Consider the following 21,382-nt stretch of genomic DNA (forward strand, 5'->3'; position numbering starts at 1 on the left):
TTAGTAATATAAATCGTTAGTTTGAAGGTTTAAAAAGCGTTGTGTTGCAAAGTAAGTACTTATCCATGTAATAATAAACGAAGTTATAATTACGCCTCCTACAACATAACCCAAAGTAATATAATCTTGAGTTAATTGAAGGGTTGGTACATATTTATTAACGTAATAAACAACAGTTGCAATACCAGCTAAAGCAATTAAGGCAGCTATAAATCCTAGTTTTATACTTTGCCAAATAAAAGGTTTTCGAATAAAACTTTTTGTAGCGCCTACCATTTGCATTGTTTTAATGTTAAAACGTTTTGCATAAATTGATAGTCTTATGGAGCTGTTAATTAGAATTATAGCAATAATAGCAAAGAAACCACTGATGATTAACAACCAAAAACTAATACGTTGAATATTTTTTGTTAATTGTTTAACCAAAGGTTTATCATAGGAAACATCAGCAATAAAAGCATTGTTTAAAAATTCTTTTTCTAAGTTTTCCATTTTTTCTGGCGTAACGTATGCTGCTTTTAAGTATAAATCAACGCCATTTTTTAACGGATTATCGCCTAAAAATTCTAAAAAATCTTCGCCTAGGTCTTTTTTATACGCTAGTGCCGCCTCTTCTTTTGAAATGTAAAAAATAGATTTTGTATATTCTTTTTCTAGTAACGCTTTTCTAAAGCCTTCTATTTTTTCTTTAGTAACATCATCTTTTAAAAATAAAGACATCACTACTTCCTCTTTAAAATGATTAGCAACTTGTGTAGATTTTAACAGTATGATACCTAAAACACCTACCATAAATAAAACAATTGCAATGCTAATAATAACAGATACGTAAGATGAACGTAAACGACGTTTTTGAAAAGAATCGTACGAAGTGGTCATGATTAAATTACAATTTAAAAGTTGGCAAGATACAAATATTTCAGTGGCATTAAGTTAAAAACTACTTAATGTCTTGACAAAGTTCTATCAAAACACCATTGGTAGTTTTTGGATGTAAAAAAGCAACCAATTTATTATCTGCTCCTTTTTTGGGTTGTTCATTTAAAACCGTAAATCCTTCCTGTTTTAATCTTGCGATTTCACTTTTAATATCATCAACAGCAAAAGCTATATGATGAATTCCTTCTCCTTTCTTAGCAATAAATTTGGCAATAGGGCTATCTTCTTTAGTAGCCTCTAATAATTCAATTTTATTTGGCCCAGATTTAAAAAAAGAGGTTTTAACACCTTCACTAGCAACTTCTTCTATTTTATAATGAGGTTTTCCAAATAATGAAGCGAATAACTGATTAGATTCTTCTAGATTTTTTACGGCAATACCAATGTGTTCTATTTTATTCATAAAGTAAAAATAAAAAAAACACCTCAATACAAAAATATTGAGGTGTAGAAGTATTGTTAATATTACTATAAAATACAATTTAAACTAACCCAGTATTAACAATACTTCAATGAAGTATTTCTTGTTTTATGCAAATTTCAGTAAAAAAGTCTCATAAGAGCCTAGGTAAATAACTGTTTTTTAGAAAATAAAAAAAACACCATCATATTATGTAATTGATAATGGTGTTTCGCAATTTTCCCCCGAAATAAACATAATTGGTTTATTTGATTACAAAGTTAAATTAGCTGTTAAGGTTTACAAGAGTAGTTGTCCTAAGATTTAGTAAGGTGTTTACCTATTGGTTTAAGGGTGTTTTTCCTGTATTTTATCAAGAAAATGAGTTTAATACATTGATTTGTTGAGGTTTTGGTATTTGTAGGGTTTGTTAGTTAGAATAAAATGATGTTATATTTATCCAACTAATTAAAAATTTTTACATGAAAAAAATACTACTAAAGCTTTGTAAACTATGTGGTATAGAACCAAAGCCAGAACCAACAAAGCCAACTAAGTTAATAGGTTATAAAAACATTATTACAATGTTTAAAGCTTATGATGAGTCGGTAAGACAAGAAAAAAGTTTTATGAAAGATTCTAGAACGTATGTTTTGGATTTTAAGCAATTAAAAAATTATTTAGAATATGCAGAGGAAGTTGCATTGAATAAAGGTATCGAGTTAAAAAATATATGTTTTGTTAAAGGTGTTTATACTAAAGATACGGCTCATGATTCAAAACAAGTAGGTTATGAGAGTTTGGTATATTTACCTTCTGCATTAGATAATGGAAAAGAAGTTATGGTAGATTTAACTGCGTCTAAAAGAGGTGAGCTTAGTAGTTTTAAATCAAAACTAAAACAGTATGGGTATGATTTAGATGGTGCCCTTGAAAAAACAAGTGAGCAAAAAACTGAATTACAAACCTTGAAAGGGATGCCAGAAGATGGTGACGACCTTATAGGAAACTGGAATAACACTGCACCACCTTATGAATTAGGTTAAAAAAATAAAGAAAACCGAATGAACATACTCCCTACAAGTGTTTTAATAATTCAAGCACTCACAGCAATTTTAATGATTTTTTATTTTAAAAAATATCAATCATTATTTTTTTACAGCGTATCAGCTATCGTTGTATTATCTGCCTGTGTTGAATTGTTAGGTTTTTACTTTATTCAGCTTAAAATATCATCGCATTATATATATTTTTTTTACACATTAGTGGTGTTTAACTTAATAGCTTTAGCGTACAGTTATTTGTTACAAGTGAATAAACTATTAATTTATATTCCTGTAATTTTATTTAATGCTGTTTTTGTTTACGGCTATTTTAAAGGTGTTTCTTACTTTAATTCAATTATTGTAGGAGCTATAAATACCAGTTTCTATATTTTCTTATATTTAAGACAATTGTTAATATCCGATGAAATAATTATTTATAAAAAATTACTTCCATTTTGGATTTCAATTGGTTTTTTGGCGTTTTATCTACCATCAATACCTTTTTTTGTTCTTAGGAATTTTATGATAGATAGAGGTTTATTTTTTATATTGAACATTTTAACAATTCTAATGAATTTATTAATTATGTATGGTTTAATATGGAGCAACAAGGAGAAGAGTATATCTTAATAATATCAACACTAGTAATAGTTGTAGTTATTGTATTTCTTGTTGTGCTTTTTTCAGTTTTTCAAAGAAGAAAAAACACCTTATTACAAGACAGAGACGCACAAAAAAAACGTTTTGAACGTGAGATTGCAGAAACGCAAATAGAAATAAGAGAAGAAACATTAAGAAATATAAGTTGGGAGTTGCATGATAATATTGGTCAACTCCTAACTTTAGCTAAAATTCAGTTACAGCAGTATAACGATGATAGTTTAAACGATATTTCAGAAACAATAAGTAAAAGTTTAGTAGAAATAAGATCATTATCTAAATTAATTAACCCGGAATTTATTAATAATATAACCTTACAAGAAGCATTAGCATTAGAGATAGAACGTTTTAATAGATTAAATTACATTGAAAGTTCTTTAAAAATTGTTGGGAATAAAAAAGAGATTAATCAAAAACACGGCATTATTATTTTTAGAATGTTACAAGAGTTTTTTTCAAATACCATAAAACACGCAAAAGCTACTCATTTAGAGGTAGTTTTGGATTTTATAAACGATAAAGAAATTCGTATTATTGCCAAAGATAATGGTATAGGTTTCGATGCTAATAGTTTAAAATTTAATGGAATAGGTATTCAAAATATAAAAACTAGAGCAGCATTAATAAATGCAACTACAAAAATTGTGTCTATTCCAGGAAAAGGAACCGAATTAAAAATTAATTATTATATTGAAAAGGAATTAGTCCCTCACTTGTAAAACGATAACTTAACCTAACTTAACCAATTATGAAGTATTCAGTTGTTGTGGTAGACGATCATACATTGTTGTCTCAAGCAATAGAAGGTATGGTTAATACCTTTGATAAGTTTAAAGTGCTTTACACGTGTAAAAACGGTAAAGAAGTGGAAGAAAAATTTACTGCTTCTCCAAAAAATGTTCCAGATATAGTTTTAGTAGATGTTAATATGCCTGTAATGAATGGTATTGAAACTACTAAGTGGATCGTTAAAAATCACCCACAAGTGCATGTAATGGCACTATCGGTTGAAGATGCAGATGGTACTATTTTAAAAATGTTAAAAGCAGGTGCAGTAGGATATTTATTAAAAGACACCAAAAAAGATGTGTTAGAAACCGCTTTGTTAGAAATGATGGATAACGGATTTTATCACACTAAAAATGTTACAAGTTTACTTATAGACTCCGTATCCGGTAAAACCAGAAGATCAAATGTGGAATTTAAAGAAAACGAATTGAAATTTATGCGTTTAGCATGCTCTGAGTTAACGTATAAAGAAATTGCCGAAAAAATGTTTTTAAGTCCTAAAACAATTGACGGTTATAGAGATAGCTTGTTTACCAAGTTAGATGTAAGAAATAGAGTAGGATTAGTAATGTATGCTATAAAAAATAAAATTTATACCCCGTAAAGCCTTAAAACTTTACAAATGTTATAGTATTTACAGTAAAATTATCAATAGATTTGCACTTATGGAAGAAACGAACAGACAGCGAAAAATAGCAGGTGTATTACAACAAGATTTAGTTGATGTTTTGCAAAGAGCAGCTCAAGATGGAATGAGAGGTGTAATTATATCTGTATCAAAAGTATCAGTTACAGCCGATTTGGGTGTAGCTAAGGTATTTTTAAGTGTTTTTCCGTCAGAAAAGAGAGATGAAATTTTAGAAGGAATTAAATCCAATACCCCTTTAATTAGACACGAACTAGCACAAAGAACCAAGAACCAATTAAGAAGAATGCCTGAATTGTTGTTTTATGGAGATGATAGTTTAGATTATATAGAAAATATAGATAAGTCTTTAAAAGGAGAAGACGATAACCCAATTAAAAATCCAGATATCTTACCACGTCGTCAAAAACGTTAATTTGGTTTAGCTATTGAATTTTCCTTTTTACATAGCCAAAAGATATTTATTTGCTAAAAATAGTACCAACGCTATTAATATCATAACCATTATTGCAATGGTTGGAATAACAGTTGGTACTATGGCATTATTTATCGTTTTATCTGGTTTTTCAGGTTTAAAAACATTTAGTTTATCATTATTAAATGAGTCAGATCCTGATATTAAAATATCGCCAAAAAAAGGGAAAAAGATTCTTTTTTCACCTGAAATTAAAAATGCTTTAGAAATCAATTCAGAAATTGCATCTTATGCAAGAGTTGTAGAAGAACGTGTTTTCTTAAAGTATAAAAATAAGGATCAAATAGCGTATATAAAGGGAGTAGATGTTAATTATAACGATGTAGTTCCAATAGATTCCTCTATTACTGTGGGTAGTTGGATAGACCCACAATTTAAAAACACCGCAGTAATTGGTTATACTTTATCGTATAAACTATCATTAAATGTTTTCAATTTTGGAGAACCATTACAAATATTTGTTCCAAAGCCAGGAAAAGGATATTTAAATGTAAATAATGCTTTTAATTCTGAAAATGTTCAAATAATTGGCGCATTCGAAGGCTCTGAAGAGTATCAAAGTAAATACGTATTTTCAGAATTAAGTCTAGCACAAAAATTACTCAAGTTATCACCAGATGAATTATCATCAATAGCTGTAAAAGTTAATAATGATGATAATGTTGTTGAGGTTAGTAATGAATTACAAAGTGTTTTAGGTGATGGGTTTAAGGTTGAAACTAGAGCTGAGCAAAATGCCCTTTATTATAAAGTAGTAAATACAGAAAACTTTATATCTTATTTAATATTCACGTTAATTATTGTTATTGCGTTGTTTAACGTAATTGGAGCAATTATAATGATGATTATTGATAAACAACAGAATTTAAAAACGTTATTTAATTTAGGAGCAAGTTTGCAGGATATCAAAAAAATATTTGTTTTTCAGGGTGCTTTGTTATCTATTATAGGAATGATAATTGGGTTAACACTTGGATTAGTAGCAGTATTAATTCAACAAAAGTTTAACTTTTTTATGATAACATCCACTGTTCCTTATCCTGTAGAGCTTAAATTAAGTAATTTAATAACAGTAATTTTAACAATCACAGTTTTAGGTTATATTGCTTCTAAAATAGCAAGCTCAAGAATTTCTCAAAGTTTTGTAAATGATAAACCTTAAAAATACCTAGCTAGGGTTTTAAATTTTTTAATACAATGAAATAAATGTTTCTTTTTAGTGATCTCTTTTAAGGGGTTGATATCGAGATTTACTTTATGTTTCATTTACCTCCGTATTAAAGATTTTATTAATCTTAACTTTTTAAGGCTGATCGATTAATTAATCACTGCTAAATTACAACAAATAAACACCATTTATCATGATGTTTAGATGTAGTAAAATAAACATTCGATTAAAAATCAATTTGTTAAGATGATTGGTTTTTAACCGATATTCGGAATCATTTTATCACCAAAAGTAGCTTCAACTTCATCAAAAGTGGCAAAAACATCTTTTGGGTCATCAGAAGTAACCATTTTTAATCGGTATTCTTTAAAATGAGGAATTCCTTTAAAATAATTTGTGTAATGTCTTCTTGTTTCTACAACACCTAAGTGTTCACCTTTCCAGTCTATAGACATTTCTAAGTGCCTTCTAGCCATTTGTACACGTTGGGCAATGGTTGGTTTAGCTAAATGTTCACCCGTTTTAAAATAATGTTTTACTTCATTAAAAAACCATGGATATCCAATAGATGCTCTACCAATCATAGCGCCATCTAATCCGTATTTATCACGCATTTCCATTGCTTTTTCAGGAGAATCAACATCACCATTGCCAAATACTGGAATGTGCATTCTTGGGTTGTTTTTAACATCGGCAATAGGTTTCCAATCAGCATTACCTTTATACATTTGCGCTCTAGTTCTACCGTGAATAGAAATAGCTTTACAACCAACATCTTGTAAGCGTTCAGCAACTTCAACTATTCTTATAGAATCATGATCCCAGCCCAAACGAGTTTTTACTGTAACAGGTAATTTAGTATGCTTTACCATAGCTTCTGTAAGCTTCACCATTAAGTCAATATCTTTTAAAATACCAGCACCAGCACCTTTAGAAACTACTTTTTTAACAGGACAACCAAAGTTAATATCAATAATATCTGGATTGGTTTTTTCTACTATTTCTACAGATCGTAGCATAGCATCTAAATTAGCACCAAATATTTGAATACCTACTGGGCGTTCCTTTTCATAAATATCTAACTTCATCACGCTTTTTGCAGCATCACGAATTAAACCTTCTGAAGAAATAAATTCTGTGTATACTACATCTGCACCATTTTCTTTACACAAGGCTCTAAATGGTGGATCACTAACATCTTCCATTGGAGCTAATAACAACGGAAAATCAGGTAACTCAATATTGTCTATTTTAACCAAAATGTAATTTTTTTGCAAAGGTACATTTTTTCATAATAAAAATTTTTAAATAACGTATCTTTGCCAGTCATTAGTTGAGCTTTACAAATGAAGAATATTAGAAATTTTTGCATTATTGCGCATATAGACCATGGTAAGAGTACCTTGGCAGATAGATTGTTAGATTTTACAGGTGCTGTTACGGAGCGTGAAAAGCAAGACCAGTTACTAGATAACATGGATTTGGAACGTGAACGTGGTATTACCATTAAGTCACATGCAATTCAAATGGATTACAAACACGAGGGGGAAGATTATATTTTAAATTTAATTGATACTCCAGGTCACGTTGATTTCTCTTATGAAGTTTCAAGGTCTATTGCAGCTTGTGAAGGAGCTTTGTTAATTGTTGATGCAGCACAAAGTATTCAAGCGCAAACAATTTCTAATTTGTATTTAGCTTTAGAAAATGACTTGGAAATTATTCCTGTTTTAAATAAAGTAGATTTACCAAGTGCGAACCCTGAAGAGGTTACAGATGATATTGTTGATTTATTAGGATGCGATCCAGAAGATGTTATTCCTGCGAGTGGGAAAACAGGCTTTGGAGTAGATAAAATTTTAGAAGCAATTATCAATCGTATTCCTGCACCTAAAGGAAATCCAGACGCGCCCTTGAAAGCGCTAATTTTTGACTCTGTTTTTAATTCTTACAGAGGTATAGAAACATATTTTAGAGTAATTGATGGTTCTATTAAAAAGAATCAACAAATTAAATTTATGGCAACAGGTAAGCAATATGGTGCCGATGAAGTTGGTACTTTAAAGTTAAGCCAAGTTGTAAAAAAAGAAATCAAAACAGGAGACGTAGGGTATTTAATTACTGGAATTAAAACCGCAAAAGAAGTAAAAGTTGGAGATACAATTACAGATTTTGCCAATCCAACTACAGATAGAATTGAAGGATTTGAAGATGTAAAGCCAATGGTATTTGCAGGGATTTATCCTGTAGATACTGAAGATTATGAAGAATTAAGAGCCTCTATGGAAAAGTTACAACTTAATGATGCTTCTTTGGTTTTTCAACCTGAAAGTTCTGCAGCATTAGGCTTTGGTTTCCGTTGTGGTTTCTTAGGAATGCTTCACATGGAAATCATTCAAGAACGTTTAGAGCGTGAGTTTAATATGACGGTAATTACTACGGTTCCAAACGTAAGTTATCATGCTTTTACTAAGAAAAACCCTGATGAAATTGTAATTGTAAATAATCCTTCAGATTTACCAGATCCTTCTAAATTAGATAGAGTAGAAGAGCCCTTTATCAAGGCTTCAATAATTACAAAAGCTGATTTTGTTGGCCAAGTAATGAGTTTATGTATTGAAAAAAGAGGACAAATAGTAAATCAAACATATTTAACTCCACAGCGTGTTGAATTGATTTTTGATATGCCGTTAGCAGAAATTGTTTTTGATTTTTATGATAGATTAAAAACTGTTTCTAAAGGATATGCATCTTTTGATTATCATCCAATAGGAATGCAAAAGTCAAAACTAGTGCGTGTAGATATGCTTTTAAATGGACAAACAGTAGATGCTTTATCAGCCTTATTACATGATAGTAACGCATACTCTATAGGAAAAAGAATTTGTGAGAAATTAAAAGAATTAATACCACGTCAACAATTTGATATTCCTATACAGGCTGCTATTGGAGCCAAAATTATTGCTCGTGAAACAGTTAAAGCATTACGTAAAGACGTTACTGCTAAATGTTATGGTGGAGATATTTCTCGTAAACGTAAGTTATTAGAGAAGCAGAAAAAAGGAAAAAAGAGAATGCGTCAAGTTGGAAATGTAGAAATACCACAACAAGCATTTATGGCTGTTTTAAAGTTAAATGATTAGGACAGTGTTATAAAGATAATTATTAAACCGTTACTAAAGCTTATTAATAGCAATAGTAACGGTTATTTTTTTGGGTTGTATTTTATAACTAACCCCTTTAATAAGTTTTAGTTTTTTTAAATCTAGTTTTTTACTGCTTTCTAAGGTGAGTATGAAGTTATCTATAACAATAGATTTTAGCCGTTTAGTTTTTTGTAAAACAGGTATAATTTTGAGTATTTCTTGTTGTAGTAACTGTTCCATTATTGCACTATTGTTCTAAAAGAGAATTCTACATTACTAACAATATCCGTTTTAAGATCTAGCATGTCTTTATTAACATCAATGGGTTTTACAATAACTTTTTGTGTTAAGTTTAACTGGTCTCGAGTTATTAAATTTTTATCTGCCAATATTAGTTTGTCAATTTTATTATTAAATACAGATTTGTCTAAACTTAGTTTTTGAATAGTACTCGGTCTTGTCTTTTTAAGTGTTTTAACTTGTTTTTTTGTGGTTGGAGTTTCTTCAGTTTCCGAAAAAGAAAATATCAACTTAGCATTTACTTTTCCCCTATCAACAATAACTTTTAATGCATTCTTGTTTAAATACTCTTTTAGGGTTTCTTTATATTCTGTAATGTAATTGTTAACGTATGTTTCTACATCTTTTTCATCTGCTTTTTCCCCCAATACAGCTTTAGCTTTTTCTAATAAATTATATTTAGTTATAAAGTCACTATTATTTAAAAATAGGTCTTTTTTTAGTTCGATATATTTTTTTTCTTGTTCTAGTTGAGAGCTAATTACACCATCTATAGTGCTATTAATTAAGTCGGTTACAAATTCTACAAATCCAGTTTCTTGTATTTTCATGATGATAGTTTTAGGTGTAAGCAAAGAGCTTAATAGCTCTTTGCTTATAATTGATTATTGGAAATTAGCTAACGGGAAAAAGTCTGATTTAAAATTGACTTTAACATGACCAAAAATATCTACCGTAGTATTTGAAATATCAATTTTACTTGTATTTACCGTACTTACTTTAGTTTCTGTATTAGAAATTCCGCCATTAATACCTAAAATACCACCTAAAAAACCTCCTTTAAAACTTCCGCCAAATCCCCAGCTTCTGTTTTTTCTTTCAAATTCAGAGGTGTTTTCAACATCGTATTCATATTGTTGTGTAAAAAATTCTAATTTTGTTTCCACAACCCCATCTTTAACAACTAGTTTTTGATATCCTAACTTCATCATATCTCTTAAAAGCTTGTATTTGTTTTCTGCAATTCTGCTTTTAACAGCATCTAAAAAACCTGCTTTTGTAATACTAGGAGTTATGGTGTTACTTCCATCTTTTATTGTTAATTCGCTGGTTAATTCACTTTTAGCTTCGTTATCAACAGCCTGTCCGTTTTGAAGCTTATCATACACTTCTCCGTACTGCATGGTTTTAATATTGCCACCTTTTTCATAGCTAAAAGTATTAGATAAAAATTCTAATAATTCACCACTTGTAATGTCATCTTTCGCTTCATTAATAAATGAAGTTAAAGATTTACTTACTTTACTTAACATTTCTGTATAAGCGGCCATTTGTTTAATTTGATTTGCTGTAATAGCATCAAAAACTCCAGTAATTAAACTGGCAGTAAATTCAGGGAACTTAATTTTATCAACCTGAGATGCAATTTGTATTGCTGACATAGTATTAGTTTTTTAAGTTTTACTTACTCTGTTAAGGCTTTTCAGTATCCGCCTTGAGCTCGAATTCAAAATTAACACAGGATAACTTTTTAAGAATCAGGATAAAAATTGTGTTTTTTGAAGATTTTTCTTCTTCTTTTAGGGTGTTTATGTGAAATTAATAAGTGAAAACACCTGTCAGTTGCAATAACATAATTTTATGTGTATTTTCTTATGTTTTATTAAAAATGTAGTTTTGTTGTTTATTGATTAACATGTAGTTAAATGTTTTTTTTTAACATTTATTTCATTTTTTTCTAGTTCTATTAAAATGAAACATGTATCTTTGGTTAACCAATTTAAATAAGTCCCCTAAACATGAAAAGTATCGCTACACTTCCAACTTAATAGTTAATAATCAGTACAAAACATGTTATCTAAATTCAGGTTGTTTTAATAATAATCTATGGATTTACTTACCCGTGTTTTAATATCAGTGAATTTTATTAATCCGTAAAATCCATGTGGTTTTACAAAATCTAACAATAGCTTTTTAAAAATTATTTTTTAGGGCCTGGCCACTCCTATGCTAATTTTTAAAGAGTGTTTCAACTAAACTTTATTAAAATGAAATCAATTTTCTTTATGTTAACATTATTCTTGTTAACAGTAACAACAACATGTAGAGCACAAAAAGTTCGACCGGCAGAGCGGGTCAATCAAGCAAAACTAGCGGGTACAGATTTTCAAGAAATTAACCTTTTTAGTTTTGGTAAAAACAGTGGAAGAAAACAACGAGTAAAAATTCCGAATGAAATTAAAAATTATGAATTACTAACATTAAATCAGCAACAAATGGGGAGATTTTCTAAAAAGAAATCAGCTCCAGAAGCCATTAGGGTAAGTATACCAAACAAATCATCAGTATTAGTATTAGAATTGGTAAAAGTAAATGTAAAAACAGATGATTTCACCAGTCAAACATTGCCAGCAAAATTAAAACTTGAAGCTACAGAAATTAGTCATTACCGTGGAGTGGTTAAGAACAATAATAAGTCTAGAGTGGCAGTATCAATTCAAAATGGAGAAGTATATGCTTTAATAAGCTTAGATGATGAGGTTGGTAACTTGGTGTTAGGTAAAATTAAAGATAGCAGCAATCATATTATTTATGAAGATAAAGATATCAGTCATTTAAATGATTTTGCATGTCAAGTAGATGAATATTATAAAACACCCAACACAAATTCATTAAAAAATACTAATAAGCAGCCAGCTGCTAATGTTAGTAACTGTCCTGAGATATTTTTTGACATTGCTAATGATGTTGTAAGAGATAAAGGAAGTGCTAACGCTGCATCAGCATTTGTAGAAGCTATGTTTAATCAGGTTGCTATTTTGTATAATGATGAAGGTGTAAATTTAAAATTATCAGGAATAAGAGCTTGGACATCTAGCGCGCCTTTTAATGACTTAGATAGTTATAGAAGTTACAGAAATGCTAACGGATTTAATGGTGATTTAGGTCATTTTGTGACATATGATTATTCTGGAGGTGTTGCTTGGGTTAGTGCTTTGTGTGGTTCTTATCGTTATGGGCTTTCAGGTATTTATGTAGATTACTCTAACGTGCCTCGTTATTCTTGGAATATTTCAACAATAGCCCATGAGTTAGGTCATAATTTCGGATCAAGTCACACGCATGCATGTGTTTGGAATGGAAATAATACAGCTATTGATGGCTGCTATCAAACGGAAGGAAATTGTAGTAGACCAGGAGTTCCTTCTGATGGGGGAACTATAATGAGCTATTGTCATTTAAATAGTGTAGGAACAAACCTTAGAAAAGGTTTTGGATCTCAACCAGCAAATGTTATTAGAAGAACTATTAGCTATGCAAATTGTGTAGATTCTTGCTCTAATGATGGAGGCGGTGGTGGAAATGATGACGAAGTCAGCTGTTCTGGAGTTTCTGAATGGGCTGATAATGTTAGTTACTCAGCTGGTGATCGTGTGGTATATAATGGAAGGCTTTTTGAAAGAACGGCTAATAATGATTGGAATGATCTGGGTAGTTGTAGTTCTGATAAGTGTTACGGTTTAGATCAATGGGCCAGTAACGTTTCTTATAATGACGGTGATTTAGTGATTTATCAAGGAAACTTATTTAAAAGAGAAAATAACGACTGGACTAGTTTAGGGTCGTGCGATAATCAAAATAATGATCCATGTTCAGGAATAGATCCATGGAGAGAAAATACTAACTACGGACCAGGAGATAAAGTAATATACAACGGTAAGGCTTTTGAATGGAATGGTGCTGAATGGATTGAGTTAGCAACTTGTACATCACAACCAGGAGCCATGTTACCTAATATACAATCATCAAAAGATAAAGTGTTAGATGTAGAAATCTATCCAAATCCTGTAAAAGAGTCTCTTAATTTTAAAGTGATTAATATCAAAAGTAAAAACACGCAAGTAACACTATTGAATATTCTTGGAAAAGTAGTTTTATCAAAAAAGCTAGATAAAATTTCTCCAGCAGGTACAGTTAGTAATGCTCTTAATGTAAACTCAATTTCAAAAGGATTTTATCTGCTAAAAATTAGCAACGGAGATAAAACAGTAACCAAAAAGGTTAAAAAGCAATAATAAACCCCCGAAATTTATTTTAAAATGAAAAACAAATTATCATGGTTAGGTCTTAAAACATCATTGGCAGCCTTAGCGTTGTTTATGAGTGTATCTGAGCTAAAAGCACAGGAGTTATATGAACTAACTCAAAAAGAAAATCTAAAAGTTAAAAAGTTAGAACGATTAGGAGAGAAGTATTACCAAACACATAGCAAAGGTAAAGGAAGTGGGTATAAGTTATTCATGAGAAACTTATACTGGGCAAAACGTAATCAGGATGAAAATGGACGTGTAATTAGCGACCGTCAAGTAGTAGATGAACGTGCAAAATTTGAAAAAAAGTTTAACAAAATTTCTGAATCTAAAGAAGCCCAAAGGTTTTCTGGTTGGGAAGAATTAGGTCCTTTTAACTGGACAAGAACCAGAAGTTGGTCTCCTGGTTTAGGAAGAGTTGTGTCTATTGCTGTTGAACCAAGAAATCAAAGTTTAATTTATGTAGGTTCTCCTGGTGGAGGAATATGGAAATCTACCAATGCAGGTAGTTCTTGGACTCCTTTAGGCGATAATATGACCAACATGTCTGTATGGGCAATTGCTATAGATCCTACCGATACCAATACTGTTTATTTAGGAAATTCAGCAGGTCAAATTATGAAATCAACCAACGGAGGTACTTCCTGGTCGGAAATTTACCGAGTTAGTGGTACTCCAAGAAGAATTTTGATTCATCCAAACGGGAATACAATTTTTATAGGTACATCAAGAGCACTTTATAGATCCACCAATAAAGGAAGTAGCTTTTCATCTGTATTAAATGATACCGCAGAAGATATAGAGTTTAAACCAGGAAACGTAAATGTAGTTTATGCATGCGGAAATAGTTTTTACAAATCAACAAATGGTGGAGCTTCATTTGGAAGAGTAACGAGTGGTTTAAGCAGAACAGAACGCATGAAAATGGCAGTAACACAAGCTGATCCAAGTATGGTGTATCTGGTACAAAAAAGAGGAAGTAGCTTTGGTTATGTTTATAGGTCTACAAATAGCGGATCTAGTTTCTCAACCAGATCTAGTTATCAAACTGTATCAACAAACGATGTGTATTTTACACAAGCGTCTAGAGATATGGCTATTACCGTTTCGAATACCAATGAAAATGAAGTTCATGTAGGAGGTATGGATTATTCTAGATCATTAGACGGTGGTGTTTCTTTTACAAAGTTAGCTTCATGGAGTTCTCCTGGAGATAGATCTTATGTTCATGCAGATATTGAAGTAATGCAGTATATAAACGGAGTGATTTATGTAGGTAGCGATGGAGGAATTTTTAGAAGCTCCGATCGTGGTAATAACATGAAAGATTTAACTCAAGGCGGTTTAGCTATTCGACAATATTATAGAATAGGAAACTCTGCAACAGATGCAAATATGATAGTTGGTGGAGCTCAAGATAACGGTACAAATATCATGAGAGGTTCTAGTAGGCAATTTGTAGAATGGTTGGGAGCTGATGGAATGGAATGTTTTATTGATCATACTAATCGAAATGTTGTTTATGGTACGGTTCAGTTTGGAAGTTTATACAAAAGTACCGACGGAGGAAACAGTATTGGTAATATTAGCAAACCAGGAAACTTTAGTGGTGAATGGGTAACCCCATTTATGATGGACCCAATTGATAATAGAAAAATATATGTGGGTTATAGCGATTTATACCGAAGTAATAATGGAGGTAGTAGTGGTAGCTGGACAAATATTACATCAAGAATAAATCTTGGAGGTAATTTAGATGAAATGGCAATTGCAAAATCTAACAATAACTATATCTATATTGCTCAAGGAGGAAGAGTTTGGAGAACTAAAAACGGACAAAATAGTAGTCCAAGTTGGACAGAAGTTAGCAATTTTAGTGGTGATGTAAACTTTATAGCTGTTGATCCAAACAATCCTGAAAGAGTTGCTATTGCAGCTACTGGTTCTAGAGTATATGTGTCTACCAATGCAGGTGATAGTTGGACTAATATAAGAGGTAACTTACCAAATATAGCAGCACAGTGTTTGGTTTTTGATGATACAAGTAAAAACGGATTATACGTTGGGATGCAATCTGGTGTGTATTACACAAATGATAATCTAAGTAATTGGGTTTCTTTTTCTAAAAACCTTCCAGGTGTTCAGACAACTGATTTAGAAATTCATTACGGAATTAGAAAATTACGTTTAGCAACCTACGGAAGGGGTATTTGGGAATCTGATTTGTATAATGAAGATGATTCGGATTCTGATATTGCTTTGGCAGCTCCAAGTAACCTTACAGGAACTGTAAATAATAAGAGTGTAAATTTAACTTGGCAAGATAACTCTACCAATGAATCTGGTTTTACCATTCAAAGAAATGATGGACAAGGTTTTTCAAGAATTAGCTACGTAAATAACGTGTCAAGTTTTACAGATGAAAACTTAGCAAACGGAACTTACAAATATAGAGTTAGAGCTTACGATAGTACTGATTATTCTGATTTTTCAAATAGTATAGAAATAACCATTTCAGATGAAGATTCAGGTCCAGATATTATAGAGGATTGTGCTGGCTGTGTGGTATATGATACCAATAGTGAAGAAACTACAAACGCTGATCATTCGAAAGAAAAAGCAGTAGATGGAGATCCAAACACCTATTGGCATTCTAATTGGTATGATGATAATACTTCACATCCTCATTTTATTGCAATTGATTTAGGACAAGAAAAGGAGTTGGTAGGTTTTTCGTACCAGGGGCGTCAGTCTGGAACTACAGGTATGGTGAAAGATTATATTTTATTTGGATGGGACGGAAGTAATTGGAAACAGTTATCTACAGGAGCATTTCAAAAGTCTACGTTAAAACAGTCTGCAGATTTTGAAAAATTTAAGACAAGATATTTGTATTTCAGAGCTCTATCTGAAGTAGATGGTAAAAGATGGGCTTCTGTAGCAGAGTTCTCAGTAAAATATATTAATACACCAGCAACAAGCATTAGTCAAGAGCCTTTAAGTGAACCAATAAGTTCAGTAACTCCTGAAGTAGACTTGCAAGATTTTGAAGGTGTAAAGGTGTATCCAATTCCATTTAAAGATAAGTTATTTGTAAAAGGGAACTTAACTAAAAAAGAAATTAAATCAGTGAAGTTAATAGGTGTTAACGGTAAACAATTACCTATTAAAAAATCATATGATGGTAATACGTTACAAATAGATGTAAATACTGTTAATACGGGATTTTATATTCTAAGAATGAAAAACCAGAACAATGTAAAATCATTTAAAGTACTTAAAAAGTAAAAAGAAAAAGCTCCGATAATTACATCGGAGCTTTTTTGTTTTTTGTTTCTTATAATTAGTCTCTACTAGCCATTAAACGTAAAACCCAATAAGCTAACATTGCTAAAGAACCTAAAGCAGCAACTAAATAAGTTCTTGCGGCCCATTTTAAAGCATCTTTTGAACCGGCTAACTCTTCTCTGGTTACAATATGTTTGTTTTCTAACCAAGCAAGTGCTCTGTTACTAGCGTCATATTCAACAGGAAGCGTAATAAAGCTAAATAAAGTTGCTATTGCCATTAAAGCAACTCCAGCGGCTAATACCCAAAATCCCATGCTAGAAGCAGCTCCTAACACTAAACCACCTATAATTAAAAATTGAGAAAATTTAGATGATATATTTACCATTGGCACTAAGTTCGATCTCATCTCTAACCATTTGTAAGCTTGTGCATGTTGAACAGCATGTCCTACTTCATGAGCTGCAACTGCTGCAGCAGCAGCATTTCTTTTGTTGTAAACCCCTTCACTTAAATTTACAGTTTTGCTTTGTGGGTTATAATGATCAGTTAACATACCTGGAGTAGATATTACTTTAACATCATAAATACCATTATCTGCCAGCATTTTTTCTGCAATTTCGGCACCACTCATACCGTTTCGTAAATGTACTTTAGAGTACTTTTTAAATTTTCTTTTTAAAGTATTGCTAACAAGCCAGCTAAATAATGAGATAACTCCAATTATTATATAATACTCCATACCAATTCCCATAATCTTTATTGTTTTAAGTTTTGTGTCAATTTTGTTTGATAAATTTACAACATAAATTATTCCAAAAACAAACAGCAAAAAAATATTGTCAAAATGACAAATAAACCAAAAATATTACTGGTATATACGGGAGGAACAATTGGTATGGTAAAAGACTATAAAACCAATGCTTTAAGAGCATTTGATTTTAGTCAAATTCAAAATAAAATCCCTGAATTACAACAATTAAACTGTGAAATTTCAACAATTTCTTTTGAAGAACCTATAGATTCATCAAACATGAATACAAGCTATTATGTTAAAATAGCACAAATAATAGCCGATAATTATAATGATTTTGATGGTTTTGTAGTATTAACAGGTTCAGATACGATGTCTTATGTGTCATCAGCAATTAGTTTTATGTTTGAAAACCTTCAGAAACCAGTCATTTTTACAGGTTCACAGCTACCAATTGGAGATTTAAGAACAGATGCTAAAGAAAATCTAATTACTTCCATACAAATTGCTTCTATACGAAATGATGAGGAACCAATGGTTAAAGAAGTTTGTTTATATTTTGAATATAAATTATATCGAGCAAATAGAACAACCAAAATTAATGCTGAGCAATTTGAAGCATTTACATCTATGAATTATCCTCCTTTAGCAGAAAGTGGTGTGCATTTAACGTTTAATAAACATTTACTTTATGAACCGGTTGATTCTCGACAAAAAATTATTTTCAGAAAAAAGCTAATTGAAGATGTAGTGGTACTTAAATTATTTCCGGGAATAACAAAAAATGTTGTGCAAACCATACTAAATATCCCAAATTTGAAAGGAGTTATTCTAGAAACCTATGGTGCAGGGAATGCTCCTACAGAAACATGGTTTATAAATTTACTAGAACAAACAATAAAAAAAGGAATTCATATTGTAAATGTTACACAGTGCGCAGGTGGTAGTGTGTTGCTTGGTTTATATGAAACCAGTTCAGATTTGCAACGAATAGGTATTATAAATGGTAAAGATATTACTACAGAAACAGCCATTGTAAAAATGATGTATTTGTTGGGGGAAAATTTAACAGATGAAGCCTTTAAACATTATTTTGAGACTCCTTTAAGAGGTGAAATGTCTACCTAAATTTGAAAACAAACAACCACATATGTTAAAATTGATGGTAAAAAAGTGTTAAAAGTTTAAAAAACAAAAAAAAACTATAATTAGCTTTAGTTTTTTTTTATCAAACCAACAATTTTTCGTTATTTGGCGGTCTGTAATCTGGGGAGGTTTCTTTAATATTCTATTTTTATAGGCCTTTATGGGATATCTTCTTGTGAATTGCAATTAAAAAATTTGTATTTTTAACCCGTTAACTATTTAAAATTAATTATAACAAAGATGAAAAAAGTAGTAAATATCCTAACTATTGCAGGATTTATGTTCTTTGGAGCTATTCAATCAACTTTCGCTCAGGATGCTGGAGCTGAAAAGACTTTCCACCAAGAGTTAAAGCAACGTTTTATTGAAGGAGATCCAGGATTTATGGGAGTTGTATTAGTTGCCTTAATTTTAGGTTTAGCTATTGCAATCGAGAGAATTATCTATTTAAATATGGCTACAACTAACACTAAAAAATTAGTTGCTAGTGTAGATGACGCTCTTAGCTCTGGAGGTGTAGAAGCAGCTAAAGAAGTTTGTAGAAATACAAAAGGACCTGTTGCATCTATCTTTTACCAAGGATTAGAAAGAGCTGACGAAGGTTTAGACGCAGCTGAAAAAGCAGTAGTTGGATATGGAGGTGTACAAATGGGATTATTAGAGAAAAACATTTCTTGGATTTCATTATTTATCGCCTTAGCTCCGATGTTAGGATTCATGGGTACAGTAATTGGTATGATTTCTGCATTCGATTCTATCGCAGTTGCTAACGATATTTCTCCAGCAGTAGTAGCAGGTGGTATTAAACAAGCACTTTTAACTACAGTATTTGGATTAATCGTAGCAATTATCTTACAAATTTTCTATAACTATATCATTTCTAAAGTAGATAGTATCGTAAACAGTATGGAAGATGCGTCTATCTCTTTAATTGATTTGTTAGCTAAGTATAAAAAATAAGAAAACAATATGAGTAATAAAGTATTAACCATATTTGTAGCTGTAATTTCTGTAATAGGAGCCATCTTATTCGGAAGAGTTGTAGCTATAGATACAGAACAAGCAGCTGAATTGTCTGCTGCCGTTTCACCATTAATTACCTTCTCAATTGTTTTATTTGGGCTTTCAGTAGCTGCTGCTTTAATTGCATCTTTATTAGGCGTTTTTAAAAACCCAGATGCTTTAAAGAAAACATTATTAGGTCTTGTTGGTTTAGTTGTGGTATTATTAGTATCATACCTAATGGCAGATTCAAGTGAAGTTGTTGATGCGGAACAAAAAGTTATTGCTGCTGCTAACAGTGCAGTAACTAAGTTAACAAGTGCAGGTATTTGGGCTAGTATCGTTTTATTAGCTATTGCAGGTGCTTTCTTTGTATTCGATTTAGTAAAAGGATTAGTAAAATAATAAATTATGGCAAGAAGAGAAAACCCAGAAATTAATGCAGGTTCTATGGCAGATATTGCCTTCTTGCTACTTATCTTTTTCCTTGTAACAACAACTATGGACGTAGATTCAGGTATCTCTAAAAAGTTAGCTGAAAAATTACCTCCAAACATTACACCACCTAAAATTAAAGAGAAAAATATCTTTCAAATAAGTATTAACAAAAACAACCAGTTATTTGTTGATGGAGAGGTTATGGATCTTAAAGATTTAAGAGAAGCTGCTGTTAAGTTTATTGACAATGGTGGAGGTGTAGGAAACCCAGTAGACGGTCAAGAAGAAGGTAAACCTTGTGATTACTGTGGTGGTGAAAGAAATCCTGAGTCATCAGATCACCCAAACAAAGCGATTATTTCTGTAGAAAGTGATAGAGCAACTGAGTATGGTACTTATGTAACTGTACAAGATGAATTATTAGCTGCCTACACTGAATTAAGAAATAAATTATCACAAAAGCGTTACAATATGTCTTTTACAGAGTTAGAAGAACGTTTTAAAGAAACTGCTCGTAAAGATGAAGCGCTAAGAAAGAAGGTTGAAGATATCAAAACCAGTTATCCTCAAATTATTACAGATTTAGATCCAACGGATGCTAATTAATAACATTTAAAACATTTAATTATGTCTAAGTTTAAAAAGAAGAAAAAAGGATTGCCAGCTGTATCAACTGCATCGTTACCAGACATCGTTTTTATGTTATTATTCTTCTTCATGGTAACAACTACTATGAGAGAAACTGACTTATTAATTGATAGCCCACGTTTACCAAGCGCAACTGAGGTTAAAAAGTTAGAGCATAAAAGTTTAGTAAGTACTATTTACGTTGGTAAAGCTAAAGACAAAGACAAATATGGTGCTAGTTTTAATAGAATTCAGTTAAATGATAAAATCGCTACTCCAGATGATGTTCCATCATTTATTATGAGTGAGCGTGAAAAAGTATCAGAATCTGATATTCCTTTTATGACAACTTCTATCAAAGCAGATAAAGAATCGAATGTTGGTACTTTAACTGATATTAGATTAAAATTAAGAGAAGTTAATGCTCTTAAATTAAGTTTATCTACTCAAAAGGGAAGTAGCATTAAAAAGTAATTATTTTTAATAATAGTAAAGAAGAGCAATCATTATGGTTGCTCTTTTTTATT

At 31.0% G+C, this 21,382-nt stretch carries 20 protein-coding genes; 14 read left to right on the forward strand and 6 right to left on the reverse strand.

Annotated features, from left to right (window positions below; genetic code table 11):
- Nucleotides 1–879, reverse strand: coding sequence for a cell division protein FtsX (locus tag ACFQ1U_RS04630; protein ID WP_386105816.1), 879 nt, complete (start codon nt 877–879; stop codon nt 1–3).
- Nucleotides 880–940: 61 nt separating this feature from the next.
- A complete protein-coding gene (mce, locus tag ACFQ1U_RS04635) occupies nt 941–1,342 on the reverse strand; it encodes a methylmalonyl-CoA epimerase (RefSeq protein ID WP_386105818.1) in 402 nt (133 codons plus the stop codon).
- A gap of 479 nt (nt 1,343–1,821) precedes the next feature.
- Here mce and ACFQ1U_RS04640 point away from each other — a divergent pair, with 479 nt between their 5' ends.
- The 6 genes from ACFQ1U_RS04640 to ACFQ1U_RS04665 all read left to right on the forward strand — a co-directional run bounded on the left by ACFQ1U_RS04640 (nt 1,822) and on the right by ACFQ1U_RS04665 (nt 6,117).
- The gene (locus tag ACFQ1U_RS04640) at nt 1,822–2,385 is read left to right on the forward strand and encodes a hypothetical protein (protein WP_386105820.1); all 564 of its coding nucleotides are present in this window, start codon (nt 1,822–1,824) and stop codon (nt 2,383–2,385) included.
- 18 nt (nt 2,386–2,403) lie between these two features.
- Entirely contained in the window at nt 2,404–3,015 is a 612-nt protein-coding gene (locus tag ACFQ1U_RS04645) for a hypothetical protein (protein ID WP_386105822.1), read from the forward strand.
- Nucleotides 2,985–3,764 carry a sensor histidine kinase gene (locus ACFQ1U_RS04650; RefSeq protein WP_386105824.1) on the forward strand — a complete coding sequence of 260 codons (780 nt, stop codon included), beginning with the start codon at nt 2,985–2,987 and terminating at the stop codon, nt 3,762–3,764. Before ACFQ1U_RS04645 ends, ACFQ1U_RS04650 begins: the two co-directional genes overlap by 31 nt.
- A gap of 29 nt (nt 3,765–3,793) precedes the next feature.
- A complete protein-coding gene (locus ACFQ1U_RS04655) occupies nt 3,794–4,438 on the forward strand; it encodes a response regulator transcription factor (protein ID WP_386105826.1) in 645 nt (214 codons plus the stop codon).
- Between the two features lie 61 nt (nt 4,439–4,499).
- Complete coding sequence (gene rbfA, locus ACFQ1U_RS04660) at nt 4,500–4,895, forward strand: 30S ribosome-binding factor RbfA (RefSeq protein WP_386105828.1); 396 nt, start codon at nt 4,500–4,502, stop codon at nt 4,893–4,895.
- A gap of 13 nt (nt 4,896–4,908) precedes the next feature.
- A complete protein-coding gene (locus tag ACFQ1U_RS04665; protein WP_386105830.1) occupies nt 4,909–6,117 on the forward strand; it encodes an ABC transporter permease in 1,209 nt (402 codons plus the stop codon).
- A gap of 263 nt (nt 6,118–6,380) precedes the next feature.
- On the opposite strand, the gene dusB is transcribed toward ACFQ1U_RS04665, so the two are convergent.
- Nucleotides 6,381–7,382: a tRNA dihydrouridine synthase DusB gene (dusB, locus tag ACFQ1U_RS04670; protein WP_386105832.1), complete on the reverse strand. Its 1,002-nt coding sequence runs from the start codon at nt 7,380–7,382 to the stop codon at nt 6,381–6,383.
- Between the two features lie 87 nt (nt 7,383–7,469).
- Here dusB and lepA point away from each other — a divergent pair, with 87 nt between their 5' ends.
- A complete protein-coding gene (lepA, locus tag ACFQ1U_RS04675; protein ID WP_386105834.1) occupies nt 7,470–9,266 on the forward strand; it encodes a translation elongation factor 4 in 1,797 nt (598 codons plus the stop codon).
- Nucleotides 9,267–9,508: 242 nt separating this feature from the next.
- Here the strand turns inward: lepA and ACFQ1U_RS04680 are convergent, their stop codons facing one another.
- Nucleotides 9,509–10,120, reverse strand: coding sequence for a hypothetical protein (locus ACFQ1U_RS04680; protein WP_386105836.1), 612 nt, complete (start codon nt 10,118–10,120; stop codon nt 9,509–9,511).
- Nucleotides 10,121–10,174: 54 nt separating this feature from the next.
- A complete protein-coding gene (locus tag ACFQ1U_RS04685) occupies nt 10,175–10,951 on the reverse strand; it encodes a hypothetical protein (RefSeq protein ID WP_386105838.1) in 777 nt (258 codons plus the stop codon).
- 606 nt (nt 10,952–11,557) lie between these two features.
- Here ACFQ1U_RS04685 and ACFQ1U_RS04690 point away from each other — a divergent pair.
- Both ACFQ1U_RS04690 and ACFQ1U_RS04695 read left to right on the forward strand, forming a co-directional pair.
- Nucleotides 11,558–13,585, forward strand: coding sequence for a carbohydrate-binding protein (locus ACFQ1U_RS04690; protein ID WP_386105840.1), 2,028 nt, complete (start codon nt 11,558–11,560; stop codon nt 13,583–13,585).
- A gap of 24 nt (nt 13,586–13,609) precedes the next feature.
- The gene (locus tag ACFQ1U_RS04695) at nt 13,610–16,888 is read left to right on the forward strand and encodes a discoidin domain-containing protein (RefSeq protein WP_386105842.1); all 3,279 of its coding nucleotides are present in this window, start codon (nt 13,610–13,612) and stop codon (nt 16,886–16,888) included.
- A gap of 55 nt (nt 16,889–16,943) precedes the next feature.
- Here ACFQ1U_RS04695 and ACFQ1U_RS04700 read toward each other — a convergent pair whose 3' ends face one another.
- Complete coding sequence (locus tag ACFQ1U_RS04700; protein ID WP_386105844.1) at nt 16,944–17,642, reverse strand: zinc metallopeptidase; 699 nt, start codon at nt 17,640–17,642, stop codon at nt 16,944–16,946.
- Between the two features lie 93 nt (nt 17,643–17,735).
- Between ACFQ1U_RS04700 and ACFQ1U_RS04705 the strand changes: the two genes are divergently transcribed.
- The 5 genes from ACFQ1U_RS04705 to ACFQ1U_RS04725 all read left to right on the forward strand — a co-directional run bounded on the left by ACFQ1U_RS04705 (nt 17,736) and on the right by ACFQ1U_RS04725 (nt 21,329).
- Nucleotides 17,736–18,770 (forward strand): asparaginase, encoded by a 1,035-nt coding sequence (locus tag ACFQ1U_RS04705; protein ID WP_386105846.1) that lies wholly within the window; start codon nt 17,736–17,738, stop codon nt 18,768–18,770.
- Nucleotides 18,771–19,028: 258 nt separating this feature from the next.
- On the forward strand, nt 19,029–19,748 hold the full coding sequence (locus tag ACFQ1U_RS04710; RefSeq protein WP_386105848.1) for a MotA/TolQ/ExbB proton channel family protein: 720 nt from the start codon (nt 19,029–19,031) through the stop codon (nt 19,746–19,748).
- Nucleotides 19,749–19,757: 9 nt separating this feature from the next.
- Nucleotides 19,758–20,195, forward strand: coding sequence for a hypothetical protein (locus ACFQ1U_RS04715; protein ID WP_386105850.1), 438 nt, complete (start codon nt 19,758–19,760; stop codon nt 20,193–20,195).
- 6 nt (nt 20,196–20,201) lie between these two features.
- Nucleotides 20,202–20,834 (forward strand): ExbD/TolR family protein, encoded by a 633-nt coding sequence (locus ACFQ1U_RS04720; RefSeq protein ID WP_386105852.1) that lies wholly within the window; start codon nt 20,202–20,204, stop codon nt 20,832–20,834.
- A gap of 21 nt (nt 20,835–20,855) precedes the next feature.
- Entirely contained in the window at nt 20,856–21,329 is a 474-nt protein-coding gene (locus tag ACFQ1U_RS04725; protein ID WP_386105854.1) for an ExbD/TolR family protein, read from the forward strand.
- The last annotated feature ends 53 nt before the right edge of the window (nt 21,330–21,382 follow it).

It is taken from the genome of Tenacibaculum geojense (assembly GCF_042676005.1).
In the GTDB taxonomy this organism is placed as follows: Bacteria; Bacteroidota; Bacteroidia; order Flavobacteriales; family Flavobacteriaceae; genus Polaribacter; species Polaribacter geojense.